Annotated in this window: 10 protein-coding genes and 1 CRISPR repeat array; of the genes, 1 reads left to right on the forward strand and 9 read right to left on the reverse strand. The window is 52.5% G+C overall.

Annotated elements, in window-relative coordinates; translation table 11 throughout:
• Positions 1-160: 160 nt before the first annotated feature.
• Genes L5220_RS13580 through cas10 form a run of 6 tightly spaced genes read right to left on the reverse strand, consistent with a single transcriptional unit; the run spans position 161 to position 8,384 of the window.
• Positions 161-1,066, reverse strand: coding sequence for a J domain-containing protein (locus L5220_RS13580; RefSeq protein ID WP_499574172.1), 906 nt, complete (start codon positions 1,064-1,066; stop codon positions 161-163).
• Entirely contained in the window at positions 1,063-2,910 is a 1,848-nt protein-coding gene (locus L5220_RS13585; RefSeq protein ID WP_499574163.1) for an RAMP superfamily CRISPR-associated protein, read from the reverse strand. Before L5220_RS13585 ends, L5220_RS13580 begins: the two co-directional genes overlap by 4 nt.
• Positions 2,911-2,915: 5 nt before the next feature.
• On the reverse strand, positions 2,916-3,305 hold the full coding sequence (locus tag L5220_RS13590) for a hypothetical protein (protein WP_448526972.1): 390 nt from the start codon (positions 3,303-3,305) through the stop codon (positions 2,916-2,918).
• Between the two features lie 2 nt (positions 3,306-3,307).
• Positions 3,308-4,114, reverse strand: a complete 807-nt coding sequence (gene cmr4 / locus L5220_RS13595) for a type III-B CRISPR module RAMP protein Cmr4 (protein WP_499574165.1) — start codon at positions 4,112-4,114, stop codon at positions 3,308-3,310.
• 60 nt (positions 4,115-4,174) lie between these two features.
• Entirely contained in the window at positions 4,175-5,290 is a 1,116-nt protein-coding gene (locus tag L5220_RS13600) for a type III-B CRISPR module-associated Cmr3 family protein (protein WP_499574167.1), read from the reverse strand.
• A gap of 34 nt (positions 5,291-5,324) precedes the next feature.
• Positions 5,325-8,384, reverse strand: a complete 3,060-nt coding sequence (gene cas10, locus L5220_RS13605; RefSeq protein ID WP_499574169.1) for a type III-B CRISPR-associated protein Cas10/Cmr2 — start codon at positions 8,382-8,384, stop codon at positions 5,325-5,327.
• A 229-nt stretch (positions 8,385-8,613) separates the two neighbouring features.
• Between cas10 and L5220_RS13610 the strand changes: the two genes are divergently transcribed.
• Positions 8,614-9,750 carry a hypothetical protein gene (locus tag L5220_RS13610; protein ID WP_499574170.1) on the forward strand — a complete coding sequence of 379 codons (1,137 nt, stop codon included), beginning with the start codon at positions 8,614-8,616 and terminating at the stop codon, positions 9,748-9,750.
• Here L5220_RS13610 and cas2 read toward each other — a convergent pair.
• The 3 genes from cas2 to csx18 are packed head-to-tail and all read right to left on the reverse strand — an operon-like array spanning position 9,747 to position 11,310.
• Positions 9,747-10,028, reverse strand: coding sequence for a CRISPR-associated endonuclease Cas2 (gene cas2 / locus L5220_RS13615; RefSeq protein ID WP_499499643.1), 282 nt, complete (start codon positions 10,026-10,028; stop codon positions 9,747-9,749). The genes L5220_RS13610 and cas2 overlap by 4 nt on opposite strands.
• Before the next feature lie 3 nt (positions 10,029-10,031).
• The gene (gene cas1, locus L5220_RS13620) at positions 10,032-11,009 is read right to left on the reverse strand and encodes a CRISPR-associated endonuclease Cas1, Slr7092 subtype (protein ID WP_448534127.1); all 978 of its coding nucleotides are present in this window, start codon (positions 11,007-11,009) and stop codon (positions 10,032-10,034) included.
• A gap of 10 nt (positions 11,010-11,019) precedes the next feature.
• Positions 11,020-11,310 carry a CRISPR-associated protein Csx18 gene (gene csx18 / locus L5220_RS13625; protein WP_448534128.1) on the reverse strand — a complete coding sequence of 97 codons (291 nt, stop codon included), beginning with the start codon at positions 11,308-11,310 and terminating at the stop codon, positions 11,020-11,022.
• A gap of 243 nt (positions 11,311-11,553) precedes the next feature.
• Positions 11,554-12,263: a CRISPR direct-repeat array (repeat unit 36 nt; unit sequence CCTTCCTCTTCAGGGGGAAGGCGATCGAATGGAAAC).
• The last annotated feature ends 10 nt before the right edge of the window (positions 12,264-12,273 follow it).

Genomic DNA, 12,273 nt, shown 5'->3' on the forward strand with positions numbered 1-12,273 from the left:
TGGCGACCCATAAATCAACGTGCGTAGCACATCGTCTTTGGATGTTACTGATAATATCCTACCAGATAGCAAAGAGGATGTGCTACGCACGTTGATTTATGGGTCGCCATTCATCCCACGATTCACCTGCGGTAGAATCGGGGACTTCTTGCGACATTTGTTAAAACGGAAATCCCAGAAAAAAGCGCGAAATCGTGAACACTAGACCAATCCCCACAGCAATTTTGGCACCCATTTGCAGATTGCGGACAAGCTGCTCCGCGTCTTCGCGTTCTTTAATGGCAAGCAACAGAAAGAACTGATCCCTATCGCTTAACCCTTCTACAAAAGAGTCACTAAGGATCGTTATTGGTAATGATTTGAAATAGTCAACCCGCTGCCGAATCAAGACTTCTTGGTCTTGAAGCCGTTGTTGCCGGTGCTTACTGGCACGATTTTTAGCCTCTGCCGTTGCCTGTTTGATCTCACAAATCACCTCATAGGTACTGCTGTTAACGGTATCTGTCAGCAGCACTCCCCAAAGAGCTAGACCGCAGAAGATCAGCCAGCCGATGCCGAGGAACATAAAAAATCCGCCTAAGGCAACTCCTACCAAACTCGGCAGACTAAGAACTATCAACCCTAGAGCAGTAGAAATTTTAGTAGGGAGATCCATTTTGTCTAGATCAGCCACCTTAAGGCCATGGCGAGTGAGCGTTTGGTGTTGGTGGTGGTGAATATCCTCAAGCGTTTGCTGATACTGCTGCTCAATCTCTTTTCGCTCTGCCTCCAGTTGCCTGCGAACAGCGTCCATCCGTACGGGATCGAAAATAGAGCGCGGTGCTTCTGCCTGTGAGGACTGTGCAGACTCCTGCGGCGGCTCGTACACGCTAGGGTGCTCCATCAAGTAGGCATAGGCTTCATTGATCTGCTTGAAATGCTCCTCGACAATGTGCCGTGCTTTTTTGGGGGTGTTGGGGGGCAACGTATCGGGATGGCACTCGATACACAGGCGGCGATAGGCCGCTTTAATGTCGGCTTTGGATGCACCGGGAGTTAGTCCCAAAAGCTCATAGTAGTGGTTCATAGCGGCCACAGTTGATAATACTCCCTTGCTTGGCGTTTGAGTTCAGCAAGGTACTGATTGCGCGGTGCCTGAGTCGCCCCAAAGACTGTAACTACCTGATACTCTCCTAGATCAGCAATCCATACGGGTGAAGGTTTCCCACCACCAGTTCCTTTGCCGCAGAGGTTGCCATCATAGGCTAGCTCTCCTTGTCTGCGCATTTTAAGCTGCGGTGAGTGAAGTACTGTCAATGCAAAGGGCTTACCAAACTCTTCGTGGCCACTACACACTACAATTTTGCAATGCTGGTCAACGGCCTCTTGCCAGCTTTCACGGGTAACTTCACCAACAGCTAAGGGGTGCTGCGTTGATAATGCCAGTTGAGTGAGTTGGCTCAACGCCTCATAGAAGTTACGCAATGTATTTCTAAATAATGTTTGAAACTCACGTCCTGTGTCTGGCAAATCCCAAAATGGGCTTTCATCCTCTGGAATCAGGGAAGACCCCCGCCACCATGGCGCGCGGTTACGGTTTCTACGCGAATAACAGGGGCGACGTGCTCCTTGGCCAATGCCACCTAAATGAAACATCAGCCACGTTAGTGTTTTCCCTAGCTTGGCTAGCTGTTCCCTTTGGAGTTCTGGCGCTGCTGGAGAATAATCCAAGACTAATGTGCCTTCTTGCTCACCGTGGGGATCATTTCTGCCTTGGTCATTGGAACGGGCTTCGGCTTGAGTCACTTTACCATTGAGCACCCGAACCCGCAGGTATCCCTGTTGGGGTTTCGGTTGAATCGTACCAAAAACCAGCCCTTCAAGGCACTGCACTTCAGGAGTGGGCAATACGCCACAGGCAAAGACACGAAACCAATAACGCAACATCGACTTAAAGGCAGTTGCTCGCACTTCCGCTTTTGGCTGACCCCGCATCTCCCATTGTTGCCTTCTGTCACTCCATTGCCACGAAGTAAATTGCTGCTGACCATGGATCAATTGTCCTTGGATGGTGAACTCAACGCTAAAAAAGCCTCGACTGAGATGCTTCTGAGGTTCAACTAGAGCACCGTACCCCGTATTGACTTGAGAACCAATGCCTTCTTGTAACCCCTGTATGAGCCAGTGTTTTACTTTAGATAGTGTATGCTGCTCTGAGGGTGAGCAGTGGGAGGCTAAGCGTAAGCCAATTAAGAACGTGCATTCTTTTAGCGAGAAAAAAGGATTAGGATTCGCTTTGTACTTTGCTGTATTACCCTCCCATTTCCAGAGATTGTTAGCTATGTCCATGGCCAAGCCACCATTTTTCTGTCGCGGTAGGGGGTAGGCATCAAGGAAAATCACTTTACCTGCCCGATCTGGATCCTGAGCATTCAAGGAACCAAAATATTTCTCCACGGCGGCTTCGGAGCCTAGTTCCCGTAACGCTTGGGTACGGGCAACCCCCCGCAGGGTACTTGAAGGAATATAGGGAATCCCTAAGTTGTCGAAGGCAGGTAACAGAATACTTTCGGGGCCGCGGTGACCACCGACCCGAATCCGCCACGGACAGGTAACTTCAAAGCAGTTCTCGTGGCCTGCAATGTGTCGGGTGCGCTCTGTTAATACCTTCAGGCGTTGGCTATAGTTGCCCTGCTCAGCCTTCGTTAACAGCTTGACTTTGGTGCCGTCTTTCGTTGCTGCATCCTCCGGCGATCGCATCCAGCGCAGATATTCAACAAAGCTTGCGGTTGAATCGGGTTTAGGCTCTGGATCGTAGGGATGCCCGAGCCACTCCGAGGGGGCACTTCCTCGGTTACCGCTTCGAATGCTTGGATGATTTTTATTGGCGCCTTGTCCTGCTGATTGGCGCGGGGGTCTGTCGGATACCATAATGATTAATCTGCCTCCCTAATGCCCGCGTAAAGAGCAGTCGTCCAGAAGCTAAATTCACGGGCAATTTGCAAGCCCAAGCCCGTCAAGCCAAGATACTCTTCGGTATCCAAGTTCTTAAGGGTATCTAACCCCTTCTCATTGGCTAGGTTTTTGTTGCCTGAAATGCTCTCAAGAACTGCAAAAAACGCCTTGACAACATCCTTCTTCCCCTCCTGATTCAACGCTTCTTCTTCTGCTTTGAGGCGCATCAAGCCCCAAGTAGCTACGTACGTGTAGAGTTCAGCGGCTTGACTTTTTTGCTCTTTTAGTCGGTTATCGTCCTTTGCTTTGGAGTGGATCTCGCTCAATTTCTGGTAAACCGGTTTCGCTATCGTGCGTGGATCAAAGGCCATCTCTAACTCCCTGTGCTCACAAGTTGAACAAAGCCACGTCCTAGGCTTTCCTGACCGCCAATTTGCAAAATGGTGTGGCTATCAAAGAGATCCTGCAGGTCACTTTTAGCTTTAACGGCAGCACCATTCAGTTGTGCTACGGTGCCCCACGGGAAGTACATGAGGGTGTCGGGGGGAATTGCTTCTTCGTAGCGGAAGCCACCCTCAACTGTTTTATGGGTGCTGAGCTTGACTTTGACTTGCCGCCACAGGCTCATCTGAATGAGGGTGGCACAGTGCTGATCGGGAAGGACTAGGACCCGCTCGATTTGGGTTTTGGGTTTGGCGGGTACCCATTGCTGCCAATCTGGCCAAGTTTTGAGTTCGTTACTTTTGAGGATGGCATCTTTGAGGTAAACCGGCGTGTTGTTGCCTAAATTCGTACTGTAGGGTGCCACGGCTGTTACGGTATTTTTTGTTGCCAGCCGCTGCCAACGGTGCAGTAGCATCGGGCAGCTAATCCAGATAACCCCATGGCTAAGGGAGGGCACGGGTACCCACAGCAGTGAGCCATCGCCCACCCAGATTTGGCCTTGGGTCAGGTTTGTATCGGTACCACCGCTGGTGACATCGTCAATGGTGTTGCCCCAGAGACGGTTCCGGTGGCCGTTAGGGGTACTGGCGCGCAACCGCCCCCGAATCGTGCTGGAGGGAATGTAGGGTAATTCTGTATGGGATTCCCGCGCAATTCCGAGGAGGTTCCCTTCTTGGGTGGTGCCGCCGGTGTGCAGTGGCGATAACAGGTATAGGTAAGCAAGGTCAAGCATCATCAGTCTTCCAGTCAGGGTAGGGGGAGAGGCTCATGTACTTCTCCATGGTGGGTCTGCGGGTTATGCACTGCCCCACAGCAATTGGCCATAGTGCAGTTTTTCAAAGGTAGGGCGCGCTTTGGCGGCAACCCCACTGAGGAGTTGCTGGGGGTGGGGATGGGGAGGAGCTTCAAAGTGATAGAGGGTGCCAGCAGTGACATAGGCACGCTGTGCTGAATAGCCCAGTTGGATTTGGCCGCTGCGACGGGTAACGGTGCTGAGGCCACCGGCCAGCAGGGGGCGATCGCCCACAACGCCCACTAATTGATCTCGCCACTCCCATGGATACAGACCATAGATCGGGGCTTCCTCAACCACTTGAGCTAAGCCGGGGGTTAAGACGTAGGCAAGGGTTTCTGCCCCTTGGCCACAGAAGGGTTCCAGCACAGCCAGTGGGTTCGTTTTGAGGGCGTAAACCTGAGCCTGATGCCCTTCGCCACCGATACGCACCACACCTTCAAGGTTGGGAACATTGATTCCAGCAACAAATCCCCAGCCCGGCTCTAGGCGGTTGGCCACCTCGGTAAAGTAACCGCCATCCTCTCTGACCGTGCGGCGTTGCTCCTCTAGGTAAATATGGGGCAACACTTGGCGAGACCACGGTACCCCATGGAAGTGATCCTTCGCACTGAGTTGATCGAGCTTTCCTTGTAGGTATAGGGCTAGGGCATCAAGGCGCATTAGGGGTTGCGGTCGCCCTTGGAGTTGCTCATTGTTGCCTAGGGTGGGTTCAACAATGGGACGCAACTTGCAACTTAAAGGATGACAGAGGTACATCCAAGCCGGATCGTCTTTCGGTGCAGGTTGGATACGAGCCAAGCGTTTCACCTTGGCGGGATCCGCGATGTCGTTGATATCCGCTTTGTCCGCGTTGTGGTTCCCAATGCAAATCAAATCTTTGGGGGTGGCAACCCATACCTGATTGTGCAGGTCTATGAAAAACGGCCCTAAAAATTCTAGGTCGTGGCGGCGTTCGGTGTAGGGGGCACACAGCGATCGCAACGCCTGAAACACAGTAATTGGCAGGGGCGGAAAAATACTTTTTGCCCAAGACCCCTCACCCGGCTGAAAGGGGCGAGCATCGCGAAACAGGAGCACATCGATGGGATCTAAGCGGTACCAGTTGAGTTGATTCATATTTCTTTGACACAGGAATACCAAACACGAAAGCTTAAGTTGCGCCGAGGGCAACAGCAGTTATCGCGGCATGCCCAGAGTGGGGCGGAAAGCGTTTGTCAATCAAGAAGGCCGTTAGCCGTAGGATGTTGAGCAGGTCTTGCATATCGGTGCCCCGCTGCCCCCGATGAGCCAGTGCCCATTGTTCCCACTGGCAACACCAGTTGCTAAAATTCTCCACAAACCCTTGTGGTAACTCTTTGTCGCGGCGGCTAGCAATACTGGCGATCGCCTGTTCTAGTACCTGATCGGTTCCCAGCCAGCAATGTTGCGGTAACTCGGTCAGCAGACGATACAACAATGGACTCACATCATCATTCGCTTGCGGCACTAAGTGCTGCCATTGATCAAACAAGTGCCCCTTGAGAACGGCACTGAGGGAATTCCCTGAGCCATAGATCACCTCAAAGCACAGCCCATCTTTGCCGGGGAGCCTTTTTGCCTGCTCTTTCTCTGCTTGCCAAAGGTGCTCTAGCACAGTAGGTAAAGGCACACTTTTATGAGCCAGCACCACCCCCATACTCATGGTGGCACCCTCCCCCATCGTAAACAGGCGGCGCATACCCAAGTGTTTCGCAGCTTTACTACCCTGAACGGTTTGCCAATAGCCCCCCTGCGGTTCAAACTCTCCGGCGGCATCCTCACCGCCACACCATGCCTGCCGTAGCACTTGGATGAGGGGCAAGGCATCTTCGAGGGGTAAGACCGCCATGACATCATCGCCACCGCTATAAACCACGCGGCCACAGTAGCGTTGCTCTACCAAGTAGGGCACAAGGCGGTTTGAAAAGTCCAGCAGCGCACGGTTGAGTCCTACATGGGTGGCTGGCCCCATCCGTTTGGGGGTTTCGTTAATAAAGTCTTGCCAGCCGTGCCACTCGGTTAATTTTGGGTCTTTGGCCTGCTGATCAATCTGCGCCACAATATTGCTGGCCACGTACTCACGGTAAGCCTTTAATCGGTGCCCCCGTACATAGTCGCCCATGCTGTCGCCATCCGCAAGGAGGATGCACCACCAATCCGCGGGGGAGCGATCGCCCCAGTGCAACCGCTTTTGCACCCAGTTCACCGCCCCACGCAGCGCTGCCAAGGAACCCTTATCTTCAATCCCCAGATCCTCCGCCAGCCATTTTGCCGAGAACATCACCCCGTTATAGCCCTCTGGCAATGCCGCATCCACTTGGGGAATCTGACTCGGGCGACGGGTCTTGCCACCAAATCGCTCATAGTAGGGGTGCAGATCCGCATCAGCTTTCACCTCGCGGTTGAGGTCGTGCCAGTACCGCTTTACCTGATCGGGTTCGGTCGCCATAAAGCGAGCCGCAGCGATACTGCTGGCATTGGGAAAGCGAACTAAGTTTTCATAGTCATCCCCAGAGCACTCTACCCCCAAAGACGCTGCCACCCCCCCATGCGTCCACGCCATACGTTTGGTGACCTCGATGGCATTGAGCCGCTCTTTGCCGTTAAACAGCCCCGGAAAGGCTTGAGCCATCACGTGCCAAAACAACCGCATTGAACTCGTGGGCAACCCATGCCCCTCTCGAAATGGGTCTCGGTAGAGCAGGTTAGGGTGCAAGGCACTGTAGGCACCAGAAATTGAGGAGCGCTCCCCCGCAGAGGCAGGGAACTGCCAATTGCGAGTATTTTTGAGGGCTGAGAGGGCTTGGCCGAGCCGTTGTTGCAGAAATGGCCACCACGTCCCAACATTGATGGTGCTGTACACCTTTTCTTCAACTTCAGTGGGTAAGGCAGGCTCAGCTTTGGCTAAGACGGTTTGTGCCGTTTTCCACGCTGCGTAAGTGGGTGCCCCCCGCCAGCACGTCAACGACTGCTCCGGATTCCCAAGGGGTAGAGCAATCCAGTAACTCTCCCAAAAGTGCTTCAGTTGCGCCTGCCACAGCGCGTTCCATTCCCATTGTCCGCCGTGCTGCCAACTGCGGAATTCGTTGCATAGGTCAGTGACCATCTGCGCCGGAAATTCTTGGGCAATCCAATTTTCAATTTTGGCTATGTGGTCTGGGTCTTCGTAGAGCCTGCGCACATGGGCTTTGATGCTCTCGCGCACCTTGTTGCCAATACTCAGCCACGTCTGCTGGAGATGGGCTTGCAGTTCATGGCCAATGGTTTCTTTATCTTGAGCGGGAATGAGTGCCGTAATGACGTTGGGGAACCCTGCGGTGGTGAGGCTGGAGGTTGTTGACGGATTGGGAATGCCCAAGCGCTGAAAGTCGGCTGCAAAATCAGGATATTTCCGTAACAGGAAGGCATCAATAATAGTTTGGTTATAGAGATTGGGGGTAATGACAACATCAGGGCCATAGCGCTCGGCTAGGAACCAACACACCTGCGCACTCAGGTAGTGCAGCAGATAGGAACCCGCCCAAAAATCTAGTAGCTTGCGCGAGGATTTGATGAATTCCTGCACAGGAGCAAAAGAAAACATCAACAGCCATGGGTGCTGGGGCGTTGCCTCGTTGGGTGTGCCTTGAGGAAATAGAGTGCCCGCCAAAGCAGCAGTAATGGCAGTGTGGGCTTCGAGGGGGCAGTCGGGAATTCGTGTATCGGCGGGCAACAGCAGCACATCCCTAGGGTAGGCAGCCTGCTGTTTAATGCGGTTATCCTCCGCAATGGCGTCTCCATAAAACCGCCAGAACCACCAGAAAACTTTTTCCGCATCCCTGTCTTGGCGGATGGCCTCCCAGATGGACTGCCCCTCAATGGTTGCTAAATGATCGTCGTTGAGGCTGCCAGCAAAGGCAAAGTTGAGGGTGCTTTTTACGCCGGTCATTGGATGGCAAACTTCTACTTGGGTGACGGCATTCGCCGTGGTGGGGGAGGTTCGCATGGCACTGGTAAAACTCACCCGATCTGAGGCTGAGGCAAGATGGTCTGACTTGATGCCGCCGTGGGTGTTCCACCATGTTTCGAGGTCACTTCGAAGGTGATAGAGGCACGTCACCTGTTGCCATGGGCCTTTACTGCTTTTATTTCTGTAGAGGGCTTTGAGGTAGGGATCATGGAGGAGGGCAAAGAGCTTGCGTTCGTAATACATGAATGGAACATCCGTGCAATTCAGGCTACTGCGCCGTAGAGCTACCGAAGATTTCTCCAGCTTACTTAAGCCCAGCGATGCATGGGGGTCAACACAAACAATTTTTCATAATTTTTAACAGTATTTTATATTTTGTCGCTAATATTGAATATTCATTGTTTTGTACTCAGGATTTTTAGCTTAACATAGTAATTGTCATTTTTGCAGTGCGTTGGTAGGGTGTCTAAGAATGCCTCAAGCTACCTCGGAGCGGATCTTTGTGCTATCTCCCTGCGGTACCAGTTTATTGACCAATGCAGCGAAGACCCAAGAGCGTAGGCTAGTGAGTACCTATGCCAATGCGAAGGAGGCAGCGACGATTCCGGCAGCAGATCGGCAAACTCTTGAGGCACTGGTTGAGCGAGTGCGCGCCAAACTGTTGTCTGAGGGCACCACTGTGGCAGAGGCGGCCAAAATGTCTGCGGAGGTTAACGGCATTGTTAAGCTCTATGGAGAGCAGTTCAAGCCGAACAGCGGTGATTGCCACTATTTACTGTGTACTGATACGTGGCTGGGAGAGCAAACAGCGCGACTTGTTGAAGCTTGGTTCAAGAGTGTGGTGCAGCGCCAGCGCTTAGGGAGTGTTCACGTTGAGGTCTATCGCCAGAGGGATCTGCAAACCAAGGATATGGAGGCATTTCAGTCGGCTCTATCCGAGCTGATTGAGTGGTGTGAACAGACGGTTGATGGCTATCGGCAAGGCGGCTTTCGGGTGATTTTTAACCTCACGGGAGGGTTCAAGAGTGTGCAGGGGTTCCTTCAGACCCTTGCGTTTTTCTATGGGGATGAAACGGTATATGTGTTTGAAACCTCTGATTTGCTGCGTATTCCTCGTCTGCCGGTGCGGCTGGTGGCAGAGGAAACGGTGCGGGATAACCTCTTGACGTTTCGGCAACTGCATCTTAAGTTGCCCGCCCAGCACACCGATAGGATTCCTGAAACGCTACTGTGGCGCGTTGATGATCAGGTGGACTTATCCCCTTGGGGAGAGTTGGTTTGGCAGCGCACCAAAAAGCACATTTATGCAGAAAAGCTGCACCCTGCGCCGAGTGACCGGATTATTTTTAGTGACTCGTTTAAGCGCAGTGTAGAAGGGATTGCTAAGGATCGGTTAGTGCTGGTGAATGAGCGAATTGATGAGTTGGCGCGTTATTTGCAGGATGGCCATCATCTGCAATCGCTAGATTTTAAGCCCCTGAAGGGAAACCCTTGCCCACCATCAACCCATGAACTCGATGCGTGGGCAGATCAAGATGCTAAGCGGATCTTTGGCCACTATGAGGGGAACTGTTTTGTGTTGGATAAGCTGGATCGTGGCTTGCATTAGATGACTTGGCTGGTGGGTGGCTCTAAGGGAGACTGACCTGTGCCAAGGATGAGAATGTTGGCTTCGGTGTGGTGACTGAGGGGATAAATGCGCACATGATCTTCGCTGGGCTTGAGACGGCGATACAGGCGATCGCGCAGTTGTTGCAGTTGTTTGGGAGCCAGCCTTGCCTCGAACACGCTAAACTGCACCCGCTGACCGTAGCCTTCCAATAATTCGGCAACTTTACGGCGGCGTTTATTGCTGGGGATGTCGTAGGCAATGACGTACAGTAGCATAGACTAGTCGATTCGATAGCACCAGAGGTGGTCTGGGCAGCGCAACCACTGGCAAAACGCACGTACCTGTCGTGCTAGGACGTGCCAAAATGGCTCTTCTTGGGTTTGTTGCTCCATGCGCTGAATAAAGTGCTTGAGAAACCGCTGCCGTCCGTGCTCATTGAGGAAACAGCCGCCCGCTTCAAAGCGAAAATTGTCTTCAGGGCGGATGAGGCGCCTGTTGACGAGTTGCAAAACAAGGGAGTCAATAATTGGCGCGCGGAAGGGTTCTAGGAGATCAGAGACAAGGGCGGCATGATTGTGATGCTGTTGGTGTAGGCAGCCAGCATAGGGATCAAGCCCAAGGTTTTCGACGATACCCAAAAGATGATTCCAAAGCACTTGGTAACCAAAGCTGAGGAGGGCATTAATTTCATTACCAGGAGGGCGACGGCTGCGGCCTTGAAATGAGAGTTGTGGATGCTGAAAACACTCTGCTAGGGCATCGTAGTAATGCCGGGCACCACTCCCTTCAATGCCCTGTAACGTTTGCAGGGTGTGGCTCTCTAGGCTGCGCTTTGCAAGTACGTCAAGGCAGTTAATGCTCAGCTCAAGGGTGGGGTGAGGTCGCCGCCGTTGTTGGCGCATCAAGATCACCCGTGAGTTGCGTAACTTCGCATGAATGAGTTGCTGAGCAGCAAACAATTTTTGGGCATCGCTCAACTGGGCTTGTAAGCGCATGAAGGTAGGATGAGATCGCTGGAGCGGCAATAAACGACCATAACAATACCCTGATTTGGATAGGTAAGCGATGGTGATCGATCGCTGTAAACAGGCACGAATAAGCTGGGTTGTTAGCTGTGAGTAGCCAAAGATCAAAATCAAGTCAATTAAGGGCAGTTGAACTTGCTGGATAAGTTTCTTTTGGTGGAAAACCGTAATGTACTCTGCATCGAGGGAGACCTGGCATCCCTGTCGAGAGAGGTAAAGGGTCTGGGTCATTCGCTGCCCTCTAGAAGTAGGGTTCAATATCGCTAGACTGCGGACGGGTTTTGAGTTGTGAGCGCCGTTCTGAGGTTAGGGGGCTGGTATCCTGATAGTTGAGCCGACGGGGAGATAAGGGCTTTAAGATGCGATCGACCGCGACACTGGCTAAGAAGCTGCTGACCATGACCAGTAGGGTCGTAGTAATGACTGCTGCTAACCCCAAGGGTGCAATCAGCAGAATGACAAGGGTAAAAAAGCCATTGCAGCAGGCAACAATCAGACTTCGGATGAATGAAAAAGCAGTATAGGAAGGCATAGGGCAATAAGCTTATGACTGTGTTTTTATCCTTGAGCGTTGTTCAGACTATGCAGCAAGCTCCGAGGGATCTGCCGAATAGCCTCGATGCCTCATTAATGCGTTGGATCCCTCGGAGTCGCTCAGCAAGCGGCTTTGAGTATTTTATACTGTGCCGTATAAAAAACATTGCTTGCTTGCAACGGGGATCCCTCGGAATAGGGGGTTGCAGTTCGCTCAGGGAGCGGCTAGTATAGGGGTACTCCTTCCTCTTCAGGGGGAAGGCGATCGAATGGAAACCATCAGCACAATTGCCGTTGTTGTCGCTATCTGTCTCATCCTTCCTCTTCAGGGGGAAGGCGATCGAATGGAAACAATACACGGAGCGGCCCCAGCCATGATCGAGCCGCAGCGTCCTTCCTCTTCAGGGGGAAGGCGATCGAATGGAAACCATCAGCACAATTGCCGTTGTTGTCGCTATCTGTCTCATCCTTCCTCTTCAGGGGGAAGGCGATCGAATGGAAACAAACGTCGGGAGCACGATGGCTCCCCGCGCTGAGTCCTTCCTCTTCAGGGGGAAGGCGATCGAATGGAAACTTATTCTCGTGGCAGATGATGGGAATCATCAACCCGTCAACCTTCCTCTTCAGGGGGAAGGCGATCGAATGGAAACCCCCTACTAAAAAAAATTTGCCCAGGCCTCGAGCGTAGCCAGCCTTCCTCTTCAGGGGGAAGGCGATCGAATGGAAACATCACCCCTAGCGTCGTCAAGCCACGTGATTTTTTCCTTCCTCTTCAGGGGGAAGGCGATCGAATGGAAACGGTCGGGGTCTGCTAATCGGTGCAGGTTTTTCTTATATAGCACCTTCCTCTTCAGGGGGAAGGCGATCGAATGGAAACGTTCCGATGGCCATCGCGATTGATAATGTGTATTTCTCCCTTCCTCTTCAGGGGGAAGGCGATCGAATGGAAACTCCACCAAAC

This window comes from Synechococcus sp. PCC 6716, from assembly GCF_022570815.1.
Classification (GTDB): domain Bacteria; phylum Cyanobacteriota; class Cyanobacteriia; order Thermosynechococcales; family Thermosynechococcaceae; genus Thermosynechococcus; species Thermosynechococcus lividus.